This is a genomic window from Mycobacterium mantenii, assembly GCF_001667865.1.
Lineage (GTDB): Bacteria > Actinomycetota > Actinomycetes > Mycobacteriales > Mycobacteriaceae > Mycobacterium > Mycobacterium mantenii_A.
In genome coordinates this window covers 13,463-37,738 of the sequence record NZ_LZJP01000010.1, presented here as the reverse complement: position 1 = coordinate 37,738, position 24,276 = coordinate 13,463, and the positions used below count along the sequence as shown (strand labels likewise).

Here is a 24,276-nt window from a genome sequence, read left to right as displayed (position 1 = left end):
CGGGGCGCCCAATGCAGTAGGGGGCCTGTCGGCGTTCGAGGAGGGGCGATGGGCGGTCAAGCGGTGGGAGATACAGCGACGTGCCAATTGCTGGACGGGCGGCTGATCTCACTGCGCCGGCTTGATGGCGATGATGCCGAAGCCGTTGTCGCTCTTCATCGAGAGCTCAGCGATCACGATCGCTACTTCCGTTTTTTCACAGTGCATCCGGCCCATCTGGACGAGCTCGTGAGCAGGCTCATCAAGCCCGCGGACGGCCGGTACGCGTTGGGCGCATTCGATGGGGACCGGCTGATCGGCGTAGCCGACTATACGGTCTGCGCCGATCGGACAACCGCCGATATCGCCGTCGTCGTCGCTCACCAGGACCATTCGCATGGCGTGGGAACGGCGTTGCTCAAACGGCTTGCCCAGATCGCCAGAGCTCATGGGATTGTGCGGTTCGCGGCCGACGTCCTGGTGCAGAACCAGCTGATGCTCGCTGTCATATCCGATCTGGGATGGCCTCGTGATCGAAGTGATTGCACGTCCATCGTCCACCTGGACATCGCTCTGCCCGAGCGCGTCGGCGTGTCGTCACCGGCAGGCCAAGAGATTTCATGAAGGAGTGGGAAATGGCAACGACTGTGAATCACGGGATATTGGTCTGTGTCGACGGATCGGCGGCTTCCGACGCCGCGGTGGCGTGGGCCACCCGCGAGGCCATCATGCGCGGCTTACCGATTACCGTGATGCACGTCGTTGCCCCGGTGGTCGTCGGCTGGCCGGTCGGCCAGTTGTATGCGGACATGCCCGAATGGCAGCGCGAGAGTGCGCAGCAGGTTGTTGATCAGGCGTGCAAGACGGTCACCGCCAACCTCAATGGCGCGAAGCAGCCCGAAATACGCACCGAGACAATCTATTCAAGCGTTGTACCCACCTTGATCGAAGCGTCCAGGGACGCATCGATCATCGTTGCCGGCAGCCAGGGACTCGGTGCGCTGGGCCGCCTGCTGCTGGGTTCGGTCACTGCCCGGCTGCTGCACCATGCGCACTGCCCGGTGGCGGTCATCCACCCCGATGCGGACGTGACACCCGCTGCCAACGCACCCGTGCTGGTGGGCATCGACGGATCGCCCGCATCGGAGGCGGCAGTCTCCTTGGCTTTCGACGAGGCGTCTCGCCGGGGCGTCGATTTGGTTGCGCTGCATGCCTGGAGCGACGTGGGTGTCTTTCCCATGCTCGGGATGGATTGGCGGGACAGCGAGGCCGAGGGTCAGGAGATTCTCGCCGAACGTCTCGCGGGCTGGCACGATCAGTATCCGGACGTGTGCGTGAAGCGACTGGTCGTGTGCGACAAACCTGCTCGGTGGCTGCTCGCGGAGGCCGAAGACGCTCAGCTGGTAATCGTCGGCAGCCACGGCCGCGGCGGGTTTGCGGGCATGATGCTGGGCTCCGTCAGTTCGCTTGTGGCTCAATCGGCGATGGTTCCGGTGATCGTGACCCGCGGACGCTGACCGCTCGGAATACTCAGCGCACCACGAGCACCGAACATCCGGTGTGTCCGAAGCGAGGGGTGAGTGGACCGACCATCCGGGCGACCTTGTCGGAATACGAGCTGTCCACCACCGCGAGTTCTACGGGTTCCTGAGTGCCGACCAAATATTCAGCGGCTCCGTGTCGTGCCGCGGTTGGGTGTACGTGCACCTCGGGGTACTCGGTGACCCACGGGTGGAGCCGACGGTCCAACTGACGGTACGGAATTTCTCCGAAACCCCAACGCCAAACGCCCATCGCGAGAATCGGTGCCTTGCGTAGCCGCGCTTCCCTGAACCCATGCTCGAGCACGATGTCGTTGTTCGGCGAGTCGTCGACCACGACCGCGATCGATCCCGAATGGGACTCCGCGGCCTCGCGGTTCGCGCGAATGACCGCTACCGGGCAATGCGCCTTCTGAGCGACAGCGTCGGCGGTCGAGCCGATGACCTTGCGGGCGATCTGCCCGATTCCCACAGAACCCACGCAAACCATGGCCGCGTAGCGCGATTCCTCGATCAGCGCGCTTGTCGGTGAGCCATGCACGAGATCGGTTTCGACTTTGACTTCCGCGGTCATGGCGTGCAGCGCCGCGCAAGCGGCGCGCAGGGCCGATTCGCCGCACTCCACATCGAGGTTATCGTCGGCCGGCGCATCCGCCTTTCGTTGCGGGATCGCATAGATCAGGCGAAGGGGGATATCGCGGCTGGTGGACTCGGCGATCGCCCACTTGGCCGCGTTGACCGCCGCATCGGAGCCGTCGATACCCACAACTATCCGCTGTGGCGAGTGCGGATGGTTCATTGCATTTCTCCGATCGAGACGCTGGACTGCCGGGATAACCCGTGGTCAATCGGAGACGTTATTGAGCCTTGACGGCGAACGGCAGGGCCGTTCGGCCCCTCGCCGTGCGGCAATGGTCATCTGCCCTGACATTCACCCGACCTCGATGGTGTGTCCCGGCACGAGTTGTTGCACGCGACCGCGACATTCCACCTCGATCGGTTGTGCTTTCCGGGCTTCCGCGGTCACGGTCGCGGTTCGTCCGCTGATCCGAAGGTGAAGACGGTGGCGACGGTACACCATGGCAAATTCCATCGGACCCAGTCTCTCCGGCCACAGCGGGCCGAGTATCAGCCGGTCGTCGCGCATTTCCAGACCGGTGAAGCACCGTTGCAGCAGATCGATGCTGCCGGCCATCGCCGCCAGGTGTATTCCTTCAAAGGTGGTGCCGCCCTGGATATCAGCGATGTCGGACTCCAGCACCCGGTCGAAGTACTCCATGGCCTTGTGCCGGTGGGCGCGAGCGAGAACCCACGAATGCACAACGGCGCTCAACGTCGATCCGTGCGAGGTGCGCGCGAGGTAGTAGTCGACCGTCTTCGGGATTTGTTCGGCCGCAAAGCTGTAGCCGAGGCGGCCGAACAGAGCCAGCAGTTCGTCCGAGGACAACAGGTAGAACAACATCAGCGCATCGGCCTGCTTGGACGCCTTGTAGTTGTTCACGCTGTCGTCCTCGGCTTCGAGGATGCGGTCTAGCCGCTGAATGTTTCCATAACGCTCCCGATAATGCTCCCAATCCAATTCCGCCAGGTCCGCGTAGCCTTCGAACTGGCTGATCACACCTTCGTGGAACGGGACGAACATTCGTCGCGTCACATGCTCCCACCGATCGAGTTCCTGCGCCGTCAGATCGATCCTCCCGACGAGGTCGAGCCGATCCCGCAACGGCAGCAGGTCCAGCGCGTCCATTGCGCGCAAGATCACCCAGACCGCCATGACATTGGTGTACGCGTTGTTGTCTATTCCGTCGTACTCCATGCCGGGATAGCCCGAATGAAACTCGTCGGGTCCGATGATGCCCCGGATCGTGTAGCGGTCGCGGCTGTCGTCGAATTGCGCCAGGCCGACCCAGAAGCGTGCGACCTCGACCATCATCTCGGCTCCGTAATCGACGAGAAACTGGCGGTCACCGGTCACCTGGTAGTGCTGCCAGGCGTTGTACGCGATCGCGAGACCCACATGATGTGCACGCGCGCTGGGATCCGGATTCCACCGTCCCGACTGCGGATTGAGGTGCAGTTGCTGGCTCACCTCCCGGCCGTCGCTGCCCGATTGCCAGGGATACATTGCCCCGAGGTATCCCGCCCTTCGTGCCGCGCGGCGGGCCTCGGGTAGCCGTCGATACCGATAGAGCAGCAGGGAGCGTGCCAGGTTCGGCATGCGCACGCTCAGCACCGGCGAGACGAACAGCGAATCCCAGAAGACATGTCCGCGGTAGGCCTCGCCATGTAGGCCCCGGGCCGGCACCCCGACGTCGAGTTCGGCGGTGTGCGGAGAGATCGTCTGCAGCACGTGCACCAGATGCAGCCGGAGGATTCGCACCGCTTCGGTGCTGCCACCCAGGTTGACGGTGCACTGTTCCCACAGCCGGGCCCAAGCTCGGGCGTGCTGAAAATGCAGGTCGGCGTAGCGACCGGCTCCCTCGAGGTAATGCTGTGCGGCACTTGCCGGTTCGGATACGGCTGGGTCCCGCCCGGTAACCACCGTCGCGACCTTTTCCAGCGTGACCGACTGTCCCGCGGACAGCGCCACCTGGATGTCATGACCTGCACGGTAACCGTCTCGCACGGTCCGGTACCGCGCATCAGCCCGGGCATCGTCCAGCCAGACCGTATTGCGCGCGGCTACCGCGATCGCGATGCGTGACTGCGACGTTTCAGTCCGCAACACCACGGAATCGGGCGATATTTCGTCGATCGCCGGCTCGGTGAGGTGGGTATCTGCCAAGGAGCGGTAGCGTTCCACCAAGGTATTGCGCACGCTTCCGTCCACCAGCGATCTGAACTCGACCGTTCCTGACCAGTTTTCGGCGGAGACGGTGGTCAGCATCGCAAAGATGTGGGGCTGGTGCATCGACGCGAACCGTTGCTGGGTCAGCGTGGTGCTGTGGCCGGAACCGTGCCGGAACCGGAGTGTGCGCGTCAGCGTCGCATGGCGCAAATCGAATACCTGCCGATAGGACAACAACTCGGCGTCATCAACGCGGAACCACGGTCCATCGTCGATGCGGAACGTCAGCGAGAGCCAATTGGGCAGGTTGACCAGGCTTTCGTTCTCGATAGCGCGGTCCGCGATTCGATCGTCGAGCTGGTTGTACACGCCGGCCGCATAGGTGCCCGGATAATGCACTTCGCATGCCGACGCTTCCGGCGCGCACCCACGGGTAGCGACGTAACCGTTGCCGACCGTGCAGAGCGCCTCCCGCAGCAGCTCGTGGTCCGGCTGGTAGCCGTCGTAAACGAGTTCCCACGACTCCGCCGGGCTCGCTGCAATCTCTTCCAGGTCGTCCGCGAGTCGCCGAATGAATCCGCACACTGCGGAGGGGTTTTCCAGGCTGAATATCGCCGAAGACGAGCGATCGTCGTCCGCGTCGTGGCGCACGACTATCCCCACGCCGTCGAACTCGACGGCGTCGAACGCATCCTCGTCGGTGAGGTCGTCACCGACGTAGATGGGTAACACCAGACGCCCCCCGCCATCGCGGGCCTCGATGTGCCCGAGCAGCCAATCGAGTGTCGTGCCCTTGTCCCAGATGATGTTTGGGCGAAGTTCGATGACCTTGCGGCCGATGCTGGTGCGAAGGCCCTCAGAACGACCGTATCGGCGGACCGTCGCGACCACCCGACCGATGTCCCTGGCATCGGCATTGCGGTAATGGACGGCAACCGCAAAGCGCTTGTGTTCTACCTTTGTTCCCGCGACGTCCTTCAGCATCTCCGTCAATCGGGAGGCGGCCAGCGACAAGGCATCGAGAACCCCTGTGGCAGAGGTGTTCTCGTGGTGGGTGCCATCAGGTTCCAGCAGTTCAAATCCGTGGCTGCCCGCGTACCATATGCCGTCGACGTCTACCCGATCGCGCACATCTGAGAGATCGCGGCCACTTATCACCGTGACCGGACAATGTGCGGCCAGTGCCCGCAGCGCATCGGCGGCGCCGTCGACGAGCGTCGCCGACTCGGGATGCTTGACGATATCGGACAGCGTGCCGTCGAAGTCGAGAAAGACCGCCGGTCGCCGGGCGCCCACCAGTTCTTTGAGCTGGCCGTAGACCTGAACGGCATCGGCGATGTCCGACACCGCGGTGCTACCGTCTCGCACCGAGATCCCGGCGAGGTCGGCGACGGCCGTGTCGGCGCCGCACGTCAGTAGTTCGTCGGCATCTCCCTGGTCCTCAAGGCCGATGACCAAGCCGAAGCCATCCGCTATGGCGGCTTTGACACCGACGTCGTCGTGTTCGATCACCACGCAACGCGCGGCGGGGAAGCCCAAGTAGGCCGCCACTTCCGCGAGCGGCGACGAGTCGACCGTTGTAGCGGTGTCCGCCTTGCAGACAAGGTCGATGGATTCGTCTATCCCCGCGCTGCGTAAAACCCGCTTGCAGCCCGGGGTGCGAGAGTAGACGGCTGTGGCGATGCCGGCATCTCGCAGCCGCCGGAGCAAGAAGGGAGCGGAATCGCGGGCCTTCGCCGCTTCCGGCGCAGTATCGGTGACCACGCAAGCGAGGTTGAAGATCACGGCATCGTGGTAGCGCCTATCGAGAGTGGCGGGCCACTCGGTCACCCGTATCACGATTCCACAAAGCGCCTCCCGGTCAAGGCCGGCGCCCCAATGAAGGTCTCTCGTCCATGCGGTTGGGGACGAAAGTCTCATGACCTTCGCCCGTTCGGTCAATAGCGTTCTGGATGAACGAGGGAGAACCACATGACCGCATCCATGAGGCGCCACGGCATCGTGGTCGGAGTTGACGGATCGCCCGCATCGAATTTCGCCGTCTGCTGGGCGGCGCGTGACGCGGCGTTGCGCAATGTCCCGCTGACCCTGGTCCACATGGTGAACGCCACGACGATGTGGCCTCAGGTGCCGATGGCGGCCGAAGCCGTGGCGTGGCAGGAGGACGACGGCCGCCGGGTGTTGGAGGAGGCGGTCAAGATCGCCGAGGACGCCATAAGGACAACCCGGAAGATCGACATCACGAGGGAACTGTGGCATGCACCGCCGGCGCCGACGCTGGCCAACATGTCGGAAGAGGCCGACATGGTCGTCGTCGGGTCCCACGGCCGCGGAGCCGCAGGGCGGGCCTTGCTCGGTTCGGTCAGTTCCGGCGTCGTGCGGCGCGCGCACTGTCCGGTCGCCGTCATTCGCGACGAAGACCCACTGATGCCGTACCCCCAGCAGGCGCCCGTCCTGGTCGGAATCGACGGCTCACCGGCTTCCGAACTTGCGACGGCCATCGCCTTCGACGAAGCGTCACGACGTGGCGTCGAGCTCAAGGCCGTTCACGCGTGGAGCGACGCCCAGGTCTTCGAGCTTCCCGGAGTGGACTGGGCGGCTGTGAAGTCGGAAGCGGAGCGGAGCCTGGCCGAACGTCTGGCGGGCTGGCACGAGCGTTACCCCGACGTCACCGTGCACCGAATCGTCGTATGCGACCGGCCCGCTCGGCAGCTGATCGAGCAGTCGGAAACCGCCCAGCTGACCGTCGTGGGTAGCCACGGCCGCGGCGGCTTGACCGGTGTACTGCTGGGTTCGGTGAGCAACGCCGTCGTCCACTCGGTTCGCATGCCGGTTATCGTGGCACGGCCGTCCTAAGGCCATCCCGAATGTCCTCGGCGACGCACAAACCGACGGTGATGGGGCGCGAGCTCGTGGCCGCTGACGTCGGGGCCCCCGGTACGCCCACGGAACCCTATGTCGATGTTCACGAAACCCACACCGGTGTGGTCGTGCTGGCCGGCAAGCGTGCCTTCAAGGCGAAGAAGCCGGTGCTGACCGACTTTCTCGACTTCCGGACACCCGAACAGCGCGAACGTGCCTGCCGTCGAGAAGTCGAATTGAACAGCCGGCTTTCTCCGGAAAGTTATTTGGGGATCGCACATCTCACCGATCCGGCCGGCGGGCCCCCCGAACCGGTCGTCGTGATGCGGCGCTACTTCGACAGGGACCGCTTGGCATTCAAAGTGTGCTGTGACCCCGACGAATCCATTTACCGCGTGTTGGACACCATCGCCGCCATGTTGGCCCGATTTCACCGACAGTCCCAGCGGAGCACTGCCATTGACGCCCAGGGCCAGGTCTGCGCGATCGACGGACGGTTCAGCGAGAACCTGCAGGAACTGAATCGGCATGCGGACAACCCCGATTCGGGATTTTCCTTCGATGATCTGGCCCCAATCCAGCGCCTGGCGGTCGATTTCACGTCGGGGCGTGCTCCGTTGTTCACGCATCGGATCGCGGATGGGTGCATCGTCGACGGCCACGGCGATCTGCTTGCCGACGATATTTTCTGCGTGGAAGGCGAACCGGCGCTCCTCGACTGCCTGGAGTTTGATGACAAGCTCCGCTATCTCGACCGCATCGACGACGCCGCTTTCCTGGCAATGGACCTGGAGTTCTTGGGGCGCGCAGACCTTGGAGACTATTTCCTCGATCGCTATGCGCTCCATTCGGGGGACACGGCCCCATCGTCACTGCGAGACTTCTACATCGCGTACCGCGCCGTCGTCCGGGCAAAGGTCGATTGCGTAAGGCTGTCGCAAGGACACCCGGAGGCCACTGCCGATGCGGCTCGGCACCTGGCGATTGCGACCCGGCATTTGGAGATGGGTAGCGTTCGGATGGCCCTGGTCGGGGGGAATCCTGGAACGGGCAAGTCGACCATCGCGCGAGCTCTCGCCGAAAAGACTGGGGCGCAGGTCATCTCCACCGATGACGTACGCCGAGAATTGCGGGCGGTGGGTATGGTCGCCGGCGATTCCGGCGATCTGGATGCGGGGTTGTACCGTCCCGGCAACGTCAGGACCGTCTACGAAGTTGTCCTGCACCGGGCGCGGGCCCTGTTGACCAACGGTCAATCGGTCATCCTCGACGGGACCTGGCGCAATCCGCAGGTCCGCGCCCATGCCTATCGCATTGCCCGCGAGACGTTTTCGGCATTGGTGGAGATCAGGTGTTCGGTGAACGCCGATGTGGCGGCGGACCGGATAGAAACGCGCCGGCAGGGGAGTTCCGAGGTCACTCCCGGGATCGCGGCGGCCCTGGCCGAACAGCACAGCGGCTGGGAGACGGCGTACCCGCTGGACACCTCGCGGTCGGTTGAGTACTCCGTCGAACAAGCCCACGATGTCTGGCGCCAAGCGGTCCACGCGCCGGCTCTGCAGAACCGCTGAAATATTAAGAGAGGCTGGACATGTCATCTGAAACCCTCACCGCCAAGTATGTCTCGGATATTGCGACGCTGCGCCTCGGGGACGCCGAGGAGGCCGGTGGCAAAGGCGCCAACATGGGGGAGTTGGTGGCCGCGGGCCTTCCGGTGCCGCCGGGGTTCGTGTTGATGCGGAGTAGCTACCTGGCTTCGATGGAGGCCGGCGGGGTGGATACCGAACTCGCCGCTCTGCATCGCGAAGCGTTGACGCAGGTGGACAGCGCCGCCCGGCTGGCCGAGCTCTGCCAACGAATGCGGACGCTGGTGGCGAAAGCCGGCGTGAGCCGGGACGTCCGCGATCGGTTGCTCGAGTCCTACCGCGCTCTGGGAACGAATTGCATTGTGGCCGTGCGCTCGTCGGCAACCGGTGAAGACGGCCGCGATGCATCGTTCGCGGGAATGAACCAGACGGTGACTAACGTGGCAGGGGAAAGTGCCCTGCTCGAGGCGGTAATCACGTGCTGGGCCTCGCTTTTCAGCCCGCGGGTCATCACCTATCGGGCCAGCCGCGGATTCGGGGCCGATCCCGCGATGGCGGTGGTCGTCCAGCAGATGATTTCCTCCGAACAATCCGGGGTCGCGTTCACCACCGATCCCAGCACGGGGGAGCGGGAACACATCGTTATCGAAGCCGCTCTCGGGCTCGGCGAGGTCGTGGTGTCCGGGAAGGTCCAGCCCGACACCTACGTCGTCGACAAGAAGACCTTGAACGTGCTCGACGTCAAAGTCGGGTACCAGGCTTTCAAGATCGAGCGCGGTCCCGACGGGCACGACGTCATCGTCGAATTGGACCGCGCGCAGGCCGAGGCGCGAGTCCTTGACGACGCGGCGTTGCGCCGCATCGCCGAGTTGGCGATTGCCGTTGAGGCGCATCATGGTTGCCCCCAAGACGTCGAATGGGCGATCGCGTCCGGCAAGGCCTGGTTGGTCCAGGCCCGGCCGATCACGACGCTGAGCACGCAGGCGGCCGATGGGGAGGAAACCACGGGCGTCCTGCTTCGGGGGCTGCCGGCGGCGCCCGGGTCGGCCTCCGGCCGCGTTCGGGTGCTCCGCACTCCTGAAGAGGGCAACCGGTTGGTCGACAACGAGATTCTGGTGGCCCCGATGACCAATCCGGATTGGCTTCCCGCTATCCGGCGTGCGGCGGCGGTGGTGACCGAGACCGGCGGTATGACCTGCCATGCGGCCATTGTCGCGCGCGAACTCAGAGTTCCCTGTGTGGTGGGTGCCCGCAATGCGACCACCGTTCTGCACGACGGGCAGTCGGTCACCGTCGATGGCTCGCGTGGGAATGTCAGTGCCGGAAGCCTCAGCCCGCAGGTCAGCGTGTCGGCCCCCCGGCAGCCGGTGGTTACCACGAGTGCCGTCGAGACAACCGGTACCAAGATCTACGTCAACCTGGCCATCCCCGACTCGGCTGAAGCGGTCGCGGCCCAAGACGTCGACGGCGTCGGCCTACTGCGGGCCGAATTCCTGCTCACCCAGGCGCTTTCCGGCAGGCACCCGCGTGACCTCATCGCTCGCGGCGAGCAGTTCGGTCTCATCGACGCCATCGCGACATCGATCGGACGAATCGCCTCGGCCTTCGGGAACCGGCCGGTGATATACCGAGCGACGGATTTTCGTAGCAACGAGTTCCGCGGCTTGCAGGGTGGTGAGGCCTACGAACCCGTCGAGAACAACCCGATGATCGGATACCGCGGGTGCTATCGATACGTCAAAGAACGCGACCTGTTCGGTCTGGAGCTTCAGGCGTTGGCACGGGTGCGGGAGCAGAATCCGAACGTGCATCTGATGATTCCCTTCGTGCGGACGCGCTGGGAGCTGGAGACGTGCCTGTCACTGGTCGACTTGAGTCCGCTGGGTTCTCAGCGCGGTCTGCATCGGTGGGTGATGGCCGAAGTGCCCTCGGTGACGTACTGGCTACCCGAATACATAGGGCTGGGTGTGGACGGCGTATCCATCGGCAGTAATGACCTGACCCAGCTGATGCTGGGGGTCGACCGCGATTCCGAGATCTGTGCCGAGTTGTTCGACGAATCCGATGGGGCCGTTCTCGATGCCATCGGCCGCATTGTCGCGACGGCGCGGAAACACGGCATCACGTCGTCGTTGTGCGGCCAGGCGCCCTCGACCAACCCGGCTTTCGCCGAGCACCTGGTCAGGATGGGCATCACCTCGGTGTCGGTCAACCCCGACGCGGTCGCTGCCACCCGGCGGACGGTCGCGGCCGCCGAACGACGGTTGCTGTTGGAAGCGGCCGCGCAGCACCGAAGCCAGGTGTGACCCATGCCGCGGCATTGGCTGGTGATGGACGCCGCGGGGGAAGGGATCACGGCACCCTACGTCACCCGATTGGCTGGTGCCGGCCGTCATCTGCCCGAGACCCACCTGACGACCGACGAACTGATGGCCACCACGCGCCATCGCACGCACATCGACCTGGAACGCCTGACCGGAATCCGTGAACGCCGGGTCTCCGTGGGCGAGGAGGACTCGTACACCCTTGCCGTCTCGGCGGCGATCGACTGTCTGTCCAGGGCGCAACAGGATCCCGCGTCGCTGGACGTGGTGATCAGCTGCAGTATCACGAAGTTCCGTGGTGGCCTGACGCAGTGGCTCGAGCCCACGATGAGCAGTGCCGTGGCAAATGGAATCGGGGCGTCACAGGCGATGACCTTCGATGTATCCAATGCGTGCGCGGGGATGCTCACCGGGGTGACGATTCTGAACAATTGGATCCGCCAGGGAATCGTCGAGCGTGGGCTGGTGGTCAGCGGCGAGTACATCTCGCAGCTGAGCCACAATGCGGCACGCCACATCCGCAACATCATGAGCAAGGAATTGGCGTGCCTGACTTTGGGTGATGCCGGGGCGGCACTGCTGCTCGAGCGGGCTCCGGCCGGCTCTGCCGGTATCACCCTCGCCGGATTCACCACTGTCGCCGATTACAGCCGGCTGTGCTTGGCGTATCCGCAGGGACACGATCCGGGTGCGCGGATGTTCACGAATTCCCGCGCCATCCAGCGGGCCGCGATCGCCGACACGCCGTTGTTGCTTCATGAAGTCCTTGATGCCGTGGGTATTTCGATTCACGACATCGACCACGTGATCACCCACCAGACCTCGGCGCGCGCGATCCGCAAGGGCATGGCCCGAATGTCGGAGACGTTCGGCGACAGCCCCCGGCACGACGCCGTGATCACCGTCGACCGGTACGGCAACACGGCATCGACGACCCACACGGTGGCATTGGTCGAGGAACTGGAAGCGGGACGCATCGCGGCGGGGGAGAGGATCGCGCTGCTGGCGCTGGCGTCGGGGCTGGAAATCGGCGTGGTGTTGGTCACTTTGGACGAGGATTTGGTGAGCCGCTATGGGCACGATCATTGATCGAGTCGCCATCGCATATCCACGGTGGCTAGGACGGCGCAGCGCGCTGCACCTGGCCGTGACCGCGGGTAAGGACTGCCTGCAGCGGGCCGGCTGCGACCCCGGTGAACTCGATCTCGTCGTCAACGCCGGGATCTATCGCGACCGAAATCTCGGAGAACCGGCATTGGCGGCGCTGATCCAGGATGACATCGGCGCCAATCCCGAAGATCCGCACACCGGCGCCCACGGCACGTTTTCGTTCGATATCGCCAACGGCGCTTGCGGGGTGCTCACCGCGCTGCAGATCGTCGACGGCTTTTTGCGGTCACGGGCCGTCCGGCTGGCACTCGTCGTCGCCAGCGATGCCGACCCCGGCCACGGAATGAGCGAGCATTTTCCGTTTTCGGCCGCCGGCGCGGCGTTGCTGTGTCGCTGGACCGACGAAGACTACGGGCTGAGCCCGGTGTCCTGGTCGAATGCCGAGGAGCCGATGGGGGACGGTCAGAGCTTCACCGCCACAGTAGGATTCGCGGACTCTCGCAACGTTCTCCGGTTCGGTCAATCGGGTGACATGGACGAGCGGTTCCTCGTGGCTGCGGTGTCGGCGGTGTGCGCATGCCTCGAGGCCCAATCGACACGGCTGGCCGATGTCGACGTCATTGTCGCGGCGCCCGCACGCCACGAGTACCGCACCCTGTTGAGCGACAGGCTTGGGGTGCCGGTCGACAAAATCATCGTCGCCGACGATCAGAACATGCACACCGCGGCGCTGGCGGCCGCCTTCGGGCAGCGAGCCGAAACGTTACCGGTCGGCGCTCGAGTGCTTTTCGTCGTCGCCGGCGCGGGTACCACCGGGGGCGCCGCTCTCTACCGGCAACCGCCATCCGCATTTTCTGGATCAGATGGCACCGCGCGGAAGGTAGCCAAATGGAGCAACTAACTGCCTTGGATGCAGGTTTCCTCGAGGCCGAAGACTCCGATCCGCACGTAAGCCTGGCGGTCGGCGCCGTGTCAATCGCGGAGGGTCCGGCCCCAGGCTACGACGAATTCGTTTCTGCTATCGCCGACCGGATGCCGGCGATCCAGCGATTCAGGCAGATGCTGCGGACTCATCCGCTCGATCTGCGCCCGCCCGAATGGGTTGACGACCCCCATTTCGAGATTTCACGCCATGTGCATCGCCTTGCGCTTCCGCATCCCGGGGGGGACACCGAACTATTCGAGATGATCGCGACTTTGATGGAGCGCCGCCTGGATCGTGAACGGCCACTGTGGGACTGCTGGATCATCGAAGGGCTGAGCGACGACCGCTGGGCAGTGCTGACCAAGATTCACCACTGCATCGCAGACGGCATCGCGGCAACCCAGCTGATGGCGAAGTTCAGCGACGATGACACCGGCGAAAGTTTCGTGACAGCTATTCACGCGGCTCAGCGGCCGGCCCGGCACGAGTCGGGTTCGGTGAAACCAAGCCTCAACCCGATGAACTGGGTGAGTGAGATGGGACGAAGCGCCATGGGCGTGGCAACCGCCGCCGAGCACGTTGCCGTGGGTGCGGCCGAATTGGCCGCCAGTCTGCTCATCCCCGGCCCGGAATCGTCACTCAACGGACCGGTTACGACGATGCGCCGGTACAGCGCAGCCCGGGTTCGGTTGACCGACATGCAGAAGGTGGCCCAGAAGTTCGGTGTCACCGTGAACGACGTTGCGCTGGCGGCGATTACCAGCAGTTACCGCTCGGTCCTGCTGGCGCGCGGGGAGCAGCCCGGGCGGAATTCCCTGCGCACGCTGGTGCCGGTTTCGGTCCGTCCGATCGACCAGCTCAAGGTGGCCGACAACCGGGTCTCGGCCATGTTGCCGCTGCTACCGGTCGACGAGGAGGATCCCCTCAAACAGCTGCGACTGGTGCACGATCGGCTCAAGCACGCCAAAGCGAGCGGTCAAAGCGAAGGTGGCAGTGCCGTGGTTTCGGCGCTGGCGCGTGTTCCGTTCGCCTTCTCCGCGTGGACGATTCGATTGCTGATGCGCCTGCCCCAACGTGCGGTGGTCGCCCTGGCCACCAACGTTCCCGGCCCACGAGGCCAGCAGCGATTGCTGGGGCGCCGGGTGCTGGAAATTCTGCCCATTCCTCCCATCGCCCTTCAGCTGCGCACGGGCATTGCGATGGTCAGTTACGCCGACAACTTCGTTTTCGGCATCACCGCCGACTTCGACACGGCGCCCGACATCGAGGCGCTCGCCCGCGGGATCGAAGACGGTGTCGAACGGTTGGTGAGGGCCAGCCGACCGCATCGGCGTAGCCGCGCCGCGAAGCTCGAACCGTCAAAAGTCAAGTCCGCGAAGTGAACGGGCGCGCCAGACACCGCGATCCGCTGACGGGGTTCGCTTCTCTCGATGCACGCCCAGGGTGGCGCATGCCCGGATCTCAGGTTGCGTTTTGAAGTCAGGCACACGACGGGACGGTAGTATCGGTGCAGCCGCAGGCAAGGAAAGAGGGCCACGCCTGATGACATCGCCCAGCGCCGAACGCTATCTGAGCTCGGCGTTACTCGACAAGAGCTTGCGAGAGCGGCTATGCGACGTCGACGCCATGGTGGATGCGATCACCGACTACGCGATCATTCAACTCGACGCGATCGGAGACGTGATCCGCTGGTGCCCGGGCGCCGAGGCGATGACGGGCTACACCGTGGCGGACGTGCTCGACCAACCCGTCTCGGTGTTGTACACCGAAGAGGACCGCGCCGGCGCGCGGGCCGGATGCGAGTTGGACGCGGCGCGCGACTCGGGACGCATCGAGTTCGAAGGCTGGCGAGTGCGCAAGGACGGCCGGCGGTTTCGTGCCGCCGTGGCGTTGGCAGTGATAAAAGACGACGCGGGTGCCGTCACCGGGTTCACCAAAGTGATGCGCGACGTAACCGCCGAGCACCAACGAGCCGAAACGATGTTCCACGCTCTGCTGGAATCGGCCCCGGAGGCGATGGTCATCGTCGGCCCGGACGGGCGCATCATGCTCGCGAACGCCCAAACCGACCAGATGTTCGGCTACCCCCGCGAAGAACTGCTGGGCAGGGAGATTGAGATGCTGATCCCGCCCCGGCTACGCGGCGCCCACGAACAGCATCGCGCCGGCTTCTTCGACAAGCCGGGGCCACGGCGCATGGGGGCCGGTCTAGAGCTCTGGGGGCTGCGTCGCGATAGAACCGTGTTCCCTGTCGACGTGAGCCTCAGCCCGTTGCAGACCGAGCAGGGCGTCATGGTGTCGGCGGCCATTCGCGACATCACCGAGCAGTTGGCCCTCCAGGCCGAGCTGAGCGAAGCTCGCGCGCAGGCCGAAGTATTCGCCGAGCGGGACCGCATCGCAGGCGATCTGCAAGACCACGCAATTCAGCGCGTCTTCGCCGTCGGCCTCGCGCTTCAGGGCACCATCCCGCGGGCGCGCTCGGCCGAAGTGCAGCAGCGCCTCAACACCGCGGTCGACGATCTCCACGCGGTGGTGCAGGATTTCCGCACGGCGATCTTCGATCTGCGCCGCAGGGACACCGATGTCACCGGTCTGCGCCAGCGTCTGGATGAAGTGATCAGCCGGCTATCAGACGATTTGGCCACCACCGTGCAGTACAAAGGACCGCTTTCGGTGGTGGAGGGCGCGCTGGCCGAGGACGCCGAAGCCGTCGTCACGGAAGCGATCAACAACGCGGTGCGGCACGCGGCGGCGACCAAGCTGACGATCGCCGTCGAGGTCGCCGACGAACTGTGTATCGAAGTCGTCGACAACGGAAGAGGCTTGCCCCACGACGTCACGGAAGCCGGCCTGATGAGATTGCGCAAGCGTGCCGAATCGGTCGGGGGCACCTTGGACGTCGATCATGCTCCCGGCGGGGGCACCCGGCTGCGATGGATTGCTCCGCTTGTTCTGATCTAGTGCCGCGTTCTGGGCGCTGTGGCCGAACGGCCCCCGTGTTAGAGGCTTCAGTCCCTATCGGCTGGTGCGGCTGCCGCGATAAATGTTGTAAATACGACATTTTGAGCGAGGCAACATCGTCGTGAGAGGAACAGCCACATGGCAACTGGTGTTGCGGCCAAAATAATTGTCCTGCAGACGCACTCGGCTTGGAATGCGGCTCAGCTGCGCGCCCGCGAGCGCGAGGAGTCGATGCGCCGCCATCCGTCATCTTCGGCCGGACCCGATGTGGCTGAAGGCCTCATCGAACAGCCCGCACGCCGGCTTCCAGAAGATGACGGAAGCGAGGACGATCCGCGCCCGTGGGCGTTGAGGGTCCTCAGGTGATAGTGGTCGGAAAATCCGCGTAAAACAGCGCCCTGGTCATACATGATGTCGCATCTGTATGGTGCTCGTAGGCGTCTATCGGGGCACCCTACGACAGGAGAATCGCAGTGGCGGAACGGTTGGCGGGAAAGGTCGCCCTGATCAGTGGCGGTGCCCGGGGGATGGGTGCATCGCACGTGCGATCGCTGGTCGCCGAGGGCGCCCGGGTGGTCTTCGGTGACATCCTCGACGACGAGGGCAAGGCGGTAGCGGCGGAGGTCGGTGACGCGGCCCGCTATCTGCACCTCGACGTGACCAAGCCCGAGGATTGGGATGCCGCGGTGACCACCGCCCTGGGCGAGTTCGGCCACCTCGACGTGTTGGTCAACAACGCCGGCATCATCAACATCGGCACGCTGGAGGATTACGCACTCTCGGAGTGGCAGCGCATCCTCGACATCAATTTGACGGGCGTGTTTCTCGGCATCCGCGCGGTGGTCAAGCCGATGAAGGAAGCGGGCCGCGGATCGATCATCAACATCTCCTCGATCGAAGGCATGGCCGGCACCATCGCCTGCCATGGGTACACGGCAACGAAATTCGCGGTGCGGGGTCTCACCAAGTCGGCCGCACTGGAACTTGGGCCAAGCGGAATCCGGGTCAACTCAATCCATCCCGGGCTCATCAAGACCCCGATGACGGATTGGGTTCCCGACGACATCTTCCAGACGGCGCTGGGCCGGGCCGCCCAACCCGTGGAGGTGTCCAACCTCGTCGTCTACCTGGCCAGCGACGAGTCCAGCTACTCCACCGGCTCGGAGTTCGTGGTGGACGGCGGCACCACCGCCGGCCTGGGACACAAGGACTTCTCCAGCGTCGAGACCGACGCGCAGCCGGACTGGGTTACCTAAGTTCCGTCTCGTGTCGCGAGACTGTAACTGGCACCGTGTTCCGCGAGTAGTGCCGTCGACAGTTACAGTTTCGCGGCGAGACTGGCCGGTTGCGGCCAGGGCGAGGGAACCGGGCGCTGCCTCACCCGTTGGGGCCACCAGAACCACTTGCCCAGCAGCGCGGCGATGGACGGTGTCATCAGCGACCGCACGATCAGGGTGTCGAACAGCAGACCCAGTCCGATCGTGGTGCCGACCTGGCCGATGACCGTCAGCTGGCTGACCGCCATCGTCATCATCGTGAAGGCGAAGACCAGCCCCGCCGATGTCACCACCGAGCCGGTGCCGCCCATCGACCGGATGATGCCCGTGTTCAGGCCGGCGTGGATCTCCTCCTTGAACCGCGCCACCAGCAACAGGTTGTAGTCGGCGCCGACGGCCAGCAGGATGATCACCGACATCGCGAGCACCATCCAGTGCAGCTCGATGCCGATGAGGTGCTGCCAGATCAGCACCGAAAGCCCGAAGGACGCGCCCAGCGAGAGCAAGACGGTTCCCACGATGACCGCCGATGCCACCACACCTCGCGTGATGATCAGCATGATGATGAAAATCAGGCACAGTGAGGCGATTCCGGCGATCAACAGGTCGTAGGTGTTGCCGTCGCTGAGGTCTTTGTAGATCGACGCGGTACCCGCGAGATAGATCTTCGAGCCCTCCAGCGGCGTGCCCTTCAGCGCCTCGTAGGCGGCCTTCTTGATCAACGGGATGTGCGAAATACCTTCCTGCGACATCGGATCGCCGTCATGGCTGATGATGAACCGCACGGCATGCCCGTCGGGGGAGATGAAGTTCTTCATGCCCTTCTTGAACTCTTTGTTGTTGAAGGTCTCCGGGGGCAGGTAGAACGAGTCGTCGTTCTTGGAGGCGTCGAACGCCTTACCCATGGCGTTGGAGTTCTTCTGAGCCTCGTTCTGCTGATCCTGCAGACCCTTCTGCGTCGAATACATGGTCAGCATCGTCGTTTTCATGGCCTTCATGTTTTCGATCATGGAGGGCATCAACGCCACCATCTGGGGCATCAGCGTGTCGAGATGATCCATGATCGGCAGCAGGCTCTGGATGTCGTCGGTCATCGTGTCGATGCCGTCGAGGCCGTCGAAGACCGAACGAAGCGACCAGCACACCGGGATGTCGTAGCAGTGCTTTTCCCAGTAGAGGTAGCTGCGGATCGGGCGGAAGAAGTCCTCGAAATCCGCCATGTGGTCGCGCAATTCGTTGATGTCGATGGTCATGTCATGCATCTTCTTGACCATCTGGTGCATGTCGTTCGACATTTGCACGGTGATGCTGGACATCTTTTCCATGCTGTCGATGGTCGTCTGCATCATGTCGGCCTGGTGGAGCATGTCGGCCATCTGATCTTCTTGGTACTTCTGGTTCATCTGCTGGGTGACGCCCTGCATGCTGATCTGGAACGGGATCGAGGTGTGCTCGATCGGCGTGCCTTGCGGGCGCGTGATGGCCTGCACGCGACCGATTCCCGGCACCCGGAAGATCGTCTTGGCGATCTTGTCGATGACCAGGAAGTCCGCCGAGTTCCGCAGGTCGTGATCGCTTTCGATCATCAGCACTTCGGGATTCATCCGCGCCTGCGAGAAGTGCCGGTCGGCGGCCGCGTAACCCTCGTTCGCGGGCAGGTCCGCGGGTAGGTAATTGCGGTCGTTGTAGTTGGTGCGGTAGCCCGGCAGGGTCAGCAAGCCCACCAGCGCGACCCCGATCGTCACCACCAGGATCGGGCCGGGCCAGCGCACGACGAGGGCGCCGATCTTGCGCCACCCGCGAATGCGTTGCGTCCGTTTCGGTTCGAGGGTCCTGCCGAAACGCGTGGCCACCGCGATGACGGCCGCACCGAGCGTCAGGGCCGCCGCGACCACGACCACCATGCCGATGGCCAGCGGAATGCCCAGCGTCTGGAAGTACGGCAGGTTGGTGAAGTGCAGGCAGAAAGTCGCGCCGGCGATGGTCATACCGGACCCGAGCACCACGTGGGCGGTGCCCTTGTACATGGTGTAGTACGCCTCTTCGCGGGTCTCACCGATAGCCCGGGCTTCCTGATATCGGCCTATCAAGAAGATCGCGTAGTCAGTGGCGGCCGCGATTCCCAACGTGACCAACAGGTTCGTGGCGAACGTCGAGAGCCCAATGAGGTTGAAGTAGCCCAGGAAAGCGACCATGCCGCGCGCGGCCGACAGCTCGAGCACCACCATCACCAGCGTCAGCAACACGGTGACGATGGACCGATAGACCAACAGCAGCATGCCGATGATCACGGTGAACGTGGCCAACGTGATGAGCTGCAAGCTGCGGTCGCCAGCCTCGTGCTGGTCCGCCGACAACGCTGCGGGGCCGGTGACGTAGGCCTTCACCCCCTTGGGCGTCGGCACGCTCTTGACGATATTTTGTACGGATTCCACCGACTCGTTGGCCAGGGCCTCACCCTGGTTACCGGCGAGGTAGACCTGGACGTAGGCGGCCTTACCGTCGTTGCTCTGTGCGCCCGCCCCGGTCAGCGGATCGCTCCACATATCCTGAACGTGCTCAACGTGTTTGGTGTCGGCGTCGAGCTTCCTGACGATCTGGTCGTAGTAGGCGTGCGCATCGGCACCGAGGGGATTCTGGCCTTCGAGGACGATCATCACCGAGCTGTTGGACTTGTACTCGTTGAAAATCGCACCCATTCGCTTGGTGGCGACCACCGATTGCGCATCGTCGGGTGCCATCGACACCGAACGCATCTTGCCGACCTCGTCCAGCTGGGGGACGACGACGTTGAGCACCGCGATGATCGCGATCCAGCCCAGGATGATCGGCACGGCCAACGTGCGGATGATCCGGGGGATCTTGTCGTGCACGGGTTCTTTGACGACGGGGATGGCGTCGGTGCGGGTGTCGTCGACTGTTGTGCTCATGCGGATTTCACCAAGCAGAAGGTCAGGGCGTGCACGCCGTGGGTGATGTTCTCGGCCTTGACTTCGTCATCGATGGTGATGCGGCAACCGAGGGAACTGCCGTCGCTCTGGGCCGAGAGATTCGGGAAGACCGAGGGGGCGGTGGTGCTGAGGACCAGCGTCCACGGCAGCGGCGCGCCGTCGACCCGCCGCGGATCGGCGGAGAGGTCCAAGTAGTTCACGTTCGCCTGGTCGGCCGAGCCGAAGACCTCGTATTTGACGACCTTGGGCTTGAACGGCTTCGAATCATCGAGCCGCGGGCTGCTCATGATGCCGGTGTCGTGGGCGCCGAAAAACGATTTGACTCGGACGACCGCAAAGCCGCCGACCACCACGACCGCCACGATCAACAGCGGCAACCAGGCGTTGCGCACAAGTCTCGATATCTGCACCTAGGTGGTCCCTTCCCCATCACGCGGTCGTGACGTGGATCAGCGTTCGCGCGACCGGTCGTGGGCAGGTGAGTGCCCACAAGTCGCATTGCTCAACAACGAATTACGTCGATTGCTACGGTTCGCGCGCGCTCGAGCGTCACACGCGGTGAATGCTGCCCACCCACACCGGCCGACGTCCCCGGCACCGACACCCGGCTCGCCTTGTTGCTGAAGCCTCCCCGGGTACCGCCACCAGCGCATAGTACATGATGTGCATATCTTGCAGTGCATGCAACATTTGCTACTGGTGTTTCAGGTCACTTTGTGAAGATGCTGTTCACCAGCGCGGCAGCCCGCTCAACATAGGGCATCGGCGTGTCGGCGGTTTCATTTGCCTCGCCGCCGGCCCACCTCTCGATGCCGGAACGTACCGCCGTCAGCGCCAGCGCAGAGATCAGTGCCGCCATCTCGTCGTCCGGCTTCATCGCCTGGCGGCGCACGATGATCTCGGTCAACTGGTTTTGGAACCGTTCCAAGTCGGCGAGGAACGCCGCCAACACGGCGGGAGAGGTTTTCGCGAGCTCCAGCATGTGCGCCGCGTGTTCGCGCTGCGGCGGCACGTCGCGCAGGTGATGCGCGGCCAACGTGATCAGCTCCGCCAGCACCACCGAATAGGGGGCCGGGCCTGCGGCGACGAAGTCCTCCACCAGCTCGGGGGGTATGTCCGAGGGGCCGTAGGCGATGGCCGATTCTTTGTTGGGGAAGTAGTTGAAGAACGTGCGCGTGGCGATTCCGGCTTCGGCGCAGATCTCGTCGACGGTGACCTTGTCGAATCCGCGCTCCAGCGTGAGGCGCACCGCGGCGTCGCGGATGTCGGCGCTCGTCTGGCGGCGACGGCGCTCGCGGAGCCCTACGGGATTGGCCATACCCATATAGTTGCACGCTGTGCACACTTTGCAGTCAAAAAGGTGTGCTTCCGGGCTCGCCGGCCCCGCGTGTCAGGGCGCGCAGCAATGGTTGGCCGATCGGGCAGGGGCTTGGGCGACGTGCGCTATAGAGACCTAACTTCGGTATGACCCTGTTGTCGCACAACAGAATTCAGCTATGCGCCGCGAATGGGGCGCTGGGATGAAGGCAGTCATCCACTTGGCGCAAGCGCGCCGCGCAAATACTCGCATTGACTTTCGAAGAACCTCGTCGAGACCGGCGCCTTGTCCGCGATCTGATCGAACGCGTGGAACGCGCCCGGAACGATCTCCTCCTGGACCGGGACACCGGCGTCGCGCAGGCGTCGCGCGTACTCCTGGCTCTCCCGATAGAAGAGGTCCAGCGTGCCGACTCCGATCCAGGCGGGCGGCAGGCCGGACAGATCGGTTCGGCGTGCCGGCGCCGCCTCTTCGGGATCTGCGCCGTTGAGGTACCACTGCCAGGCCAGTTGATTGTCGGACTCCGTCCACATGATGCGCCTCGGGCCGTTACGCTCGGCGCCAGTGCGATCGTCGAGCATCGGGTAGACGAGCATCTGGAACGCGATTTCGACGTCGTTGCGGTCGTGGGCCCGCTGGGCCACCGCGGCCGCGAAATTCCCACCCGCACTGGCCCCGCCGACGGCGACCCGATCCGGATCAACCCACGACTGGCCGGCCAGCCACAGCAGGGCCGCGTAACAATCTTCGACCGGTGTCGGGTAGGGGTGCTCGGGCGCCAACCGGTGTTCCACCGCGGCAATCGCAAACCCGGTGCGGTGCGACAGCTTCCGCAGGAACTTATCGTCCTGGGCCGCGTGGCCCATGATGGTTCCCCCGCCATGGATCCACAGCAGTGCGGGTGCGCGCTCGGGAAGGCCCGCCGGACGATGCAGCCGGACCGCGACGTGCGCGTTGACGGCGGCGACGGGCACGGTGCGGACGCGCCCGGCGTTGCCCATCAGATTCATCACTGCGCGCTGAAACTTCAGACCGCGGTGCAACGCGTATCCGCGAGGAACGAATCGCGCCACCTTGCGCAGGCCGGGATCCAACACCTGCGGGGACGTGAAGGCGTTGTCGGGGAGCCTGTTTGCCATCGAATGCCCTCTGTTCCCTCGCACCGGCAGACATCGCTGACCATACAGGAACGGAGTTAGTGTCCAAGGCAGCTTATTGCGGCCCGTTGTGGTCGCTGAGTGCGCCCACCACGTGATCGAACATGGTCTGTTTTATCGCGGCCAGCGTGCCCGGGTCTTTGCCCCGCAGTGGGCGCAGCACGTCGAGGGCGGTGTCGGTGACCGCACCCTCGGCACAGGTCGCGTCGACGATGCCGAAGTGCTCTGCATCGGGACCGCTGAAGCGTCGGCCGGTGGTCATCGAGGCGACGGCCGCGCGAGGGGTGAGTTTGGCTTGGATGAGCGCGGCCATACCGGGGTTGAACGGTATGCGGATGTCTACCTCGGGAAAACAGAAATATCCGCGGTCTGCGCGCATCACGCGAAAGTCATGCGCGATGGCCAGCATCGCTCCGGCACCGAACGCGTGACCCACCACTGAGGCCGCGGTGGGCAGGGGCAGGGTCAGCATGCGCGCCAGCAGCCGGTGCACCCGGCCGATGTACCACTGCGCCCGGTCGGTGTTGGCGCTGAGCCAGTCCAGGTCCAGTCCGTTGGAGTAGAACTTTCCGGCGGCGGTTGTGATCAGTCCCTGGGCGCCGGCTGAGACGGCTTGGTCGAGTGCGTCATCGATGTCATCCAGAAATGTTGGGGAGAAACGGTTCTCGTCTTCACCCAGGTTAATGATGGCGATTTTGTCGGCGTAGTCCAATGTCACTGTCATGGTGTTTCCTCTTGAGTTGCGCTGATGGTTACAAAGATTCGTCATCCGCGTTGCTGTCGCGGCGGAGGGGGGCCGACCGCCAGCACCGCGCGCACCGCCGCGTGCAGCTGCGCGCGTGCGGTGACACTTTCGATCCGGTCCCGGCGCAGCAGCAGGGCGGTGGGCAGGTCGACGACGCAGCTGGTGATCGCACCCACCGCCCCCGCGTCCTTGCGGTCCCACATCGCGATGGCAAGCCGCACCATCAACGCGACGAGATGCTTGTCGAGACGTCGCAGCTCGTCGGCAACGTCGTCGGGCACATCGTCGGCGAGCACTTGCTCGCGGGGCACCCGCAACACCAACGTCGATGAGCCGGGGAACTGCTCGGCGAACACCACGGCCGCGTCGGCAGCGGCCACCACGGCCTCGATGGGACCACCCTGGTCGCCACTGCCCACCGCTTCGTCGACCAGCGAAGTCTGCACCGACAAGAATCGTCTACCCGCCCGCAGCCAGGCCTGGCCCATCAGCCCGCCCCGTGATGTAAACGTGTGATACACAGCGCCGTTGGACACACCCACCGCGGAACTGATCGCTCGGATGGTCACCGCGGATGGGCCCGACCGCGCCACCAGATCCTCGACGGCGACCAGGACGACGTCGGGATCGTGCATGCGCGGGCGCGGCATGCGGTCACTATAACAGAGCACTTGCTCTAATAGCTGTCCGGTGCCTTCCCGCTGGAGGATGCCGGATCCGGCGGCCAGGATCAGAACGTGAATTTTGCGCCG

General features: G+C 64.4%; 18 protein-coding genes. 10 read left to right on the top strand and 8 right to left on the bottom strand.

Features of this window, described 5'->3' with window-relative positions; translation table 11 throughout:
• Positions 1-48 precede the first annotated feature (48 nt).
• Positions 49-603: a GNAT family N-acetyltransferase gene (locus A5688_RS00945; protein ID WP_067914648.1), complete on the top strand. Its 555-nt coding sequence runs from the start codon at positions 49-51 to the stop codon at positions 601-603.
• The gene (locus A5688_RS00940; RefSeq protein WP_431602703.1) at positions 600-1,496 is read left to right on the top strand and encodes a universal stress protein; all 897 of its coding nucleotides are present in this window, start codon (positions 600-602) and stop codon (positions 1,494-1,496) included. The genes A5688_RS00945 and A5688_RS00940 overlap by 4 nt, the downstream gene beginning before the upstream one ends.
• 13 nt (positions 1,497-1,509) lie before the next feature.
• On the opposite strand, the gene A5688_RS00935 is transcribed toward A5688_RS00940, so the two are convergent.
• Together A5688_RS00935 and otsB are read right to left on the bottom strand one after the other, a co-directional pair.
• Positions 1,510-2,319 carry a universal stress protein gene (locus A5688_RS00935; protein WP_067914646.1) on the bottom strand — a complete coding sequence of 270 codons (810 nt, stop codon included), beginning with the start codon at positions 2,317-2,319 and terminating at the stop codon, positions 1,510-1,512.
• Positions 2,320-2,451: 132 nt separating this feature from the next.
• Positions 2,452-6,228, bottom strand: a complete 3,777-nt coding sequence (otsB, locus tag A5688_RS00930; RefSeq protein WP_082955218.1) for a trehalose-phosphatase — start codon at positions 6,226-6,228, stop codon at positions 2,452-2,454.
• Positions 6,229-6,279: 51 nt separating this feature from the next.
• On the opposite strand from otsB, the gene A5688_RS00925 reads away from it, so the two are divergent.
• The 8 genes from A5688_RS00925 to A5688_RS00890 all read left to right on the top strand — a co-directional run bounded on the left by A5688_RS00925 (position 6,280) and on the right by A5688_RS00890 (position 17,332).
• Positions 6,280-7,164, top strand: coding sequence for a universal stress protein (locus tag A5688_RS00925; protein ID WP_067914643.1), 885 nt, complete (start codon positions 6,280-6,282; stop codon positions 7,162-7,164).
• A gap of 41 nt (positions 7,165-7,205) precedes the next feature.
• The gene (locus A5688_RS00920) at positions 7,206-8,741 is read left to right on the top strand and encodes an AAA family ATPase (protein ID WP_082955221.1); all 1,536 of its coding nucleotides are present in this window, start codon (positions 7,206-7,208) and stop codon (positions 8,739-8,741) included.
• A 20-nt stretch (positions 8,742-8,761) separates the two neighbouring features.
• Positions 8,762-11,062 carry a phosphoenolpyruvate synthase gene (ppsA, locus tag A5688_RS00915; RefSeq protein WP_067914641.1) on the top strand — a complete coding sequence of 767 codons (2,301 nt, stop codon included), beginning with the start codon at positions 8,762-8,764 and terminating at the stop codon, positions 11,060-11,062.
• A gap of 3 nt (positions 11,063-11,065) precedes the next feature.
• Positions 11,066-12,169 carry a 3-oxoacyl-ACP synthase III family protein gene (locus A5688_RS00910; RefSeq protein ID WP_067914639.1) on the top strand — a complete coding sequence of 368 codons (1,104 nt, stop codon included), beginning with the start codon at positions 11,066-11,068 and terminating at the stop codon, positions 12,167-12,169.
• Positions 12,153-13,091, top strand: coding sequence for a 3-oxoacyl-ACP synthase (locus A5688_RS00905; protein WP_067914637.1), 939 nt, complete (start codon positions 12,153-12,155; stop codon positions 13,089-13,091). The genes A5688_RS00910 and A5688_RS00905 overlap by 17 nt, the downstream gene beginning before the upstream one ends.
• Positions 13,079-14,497 carry a WS/DGAT/MGAT family O-acyltransferase gene (locus A5688_RS00900; RefSeq protein ID WP_067914635.1) on the top strand — a complete coding sequence of 473 codons (1,419 nt, stop codon included), beginning with the start codon at positions 13,079-13,081 and terminating at the stop codon, positions 14,495-14,497. Before A5688_RS00905 ends, A5688_RS00900 begins: the two co-directional genes overlap by 13 nt.
• 160 nt (positions 14,498-14,657) lie before the next feature.
• Positions 14,658-16,076: a PAS domain-containing sensor histidine kinase gene (locus A5688_RS00895; RefSeq protein ID WP_067831544.1), complete on the top strand. Its 1,419-nt coding sequence runs from the start codon at positions 14,658-14,660 to the stop codon at positions 16,074-16,076.
• Between the two features lie 473 nt (positions 16,077-16,549).
• A complete protein-coding gene (locus tag A5688_RS00890) occupies positions 16,550-17,332 on the top strand; it encodes an SDR family oxidoreductase (protein WP_067831546.1) in 783 nt (260 codons plus the stop codon).
• A gap of 62 nt (positions 17,333-17,394) precedes the next feature.
• Here the strand turns inward: A5688_RS00890 and A5688_RS00885 are convergent, their stop codons facing one another.
• From A5688_RS00885 to A5688_RS00860, 6 genes are all read right to left on the bottom strand, one after another.
• On the bottom strand, positions 17,395-20,283 hold the full coding sequence (locus A5688_RS00885; RefSeq protein WP_067831548.1) for an RND family transporter: 2,889 nt from the start codon (positions 20,281-20,283) through the stop codon (positions 17,395-17,397).
• The gene (locus A5688_RS00880; RefSeq protein WP_278184230.1) at positions 20,280-20,714 is read right to left on the bottom strand and encodes an MmpS family transport accessory protein; all 435 of its coding nucleotides are present in this window, start codon (positions 20,712-20,714) and stop codon (positions 20,280-20,282) included. Before A5688_RS00880 ends, A5688_RS00885 begins: the two co-directional genes overlap by 4 nt.
• Positions 20,715-21,013: 299 nt before the next feature.
• Positions 21,014-21,622 carry a TetR family transcriptional regulator gene (locus A5688_RS00875; RefSeq protein WP_067831553.1) on the bottom strand — a complete coding sequence of 203 codons (609 nt, stop codon included), beginning with the start codon at positions 21,620-21,622 and terminating at the stop codon, positions 21,014-21,016.
• 212 nt (positions 21,623-21,834) lie between these two features.
• Positions 21,835-22,761 (bottom strand): alpha/beta hydrolase, encoded by a 927-nt coding sequence (locus A5688_RS00870; protein WP_067831555.1) that lies wholly within the window; start codon positions 22,759-22,761, stop codon positions 21,835-21,837.
• A 73-nt stretch (positions 22,762-22,834) separates the two neighbouring features.
• The gene (locus A5688_RS00865; RefSeq protein WP_067914633.1) at positions 22,835-23,503 is read right to left on the bottom strand and encodes an enoyl-CoA hydratase-related protein; all 669 of its coding nucleotides are present in this window, start codon (positions 23,501-23,503) and stop codon (positions 22,835-22,837) included.
• A 41-nt stretch (positions 23,504-23,544) separates the two neighbouring features.
• Positions 23,545-24,174, bottom strand: coding sequence for a TetR/AcrR family transcriptional regulator (locus tag A5688_RS00860; protein WP_068268021.1), 630 nt, complete (start codon positions 24,172-24,174; stop codon positions 23,545-23,547).
• Positions 24,175-24,276 lie beyond the last annotated feature (102 nt).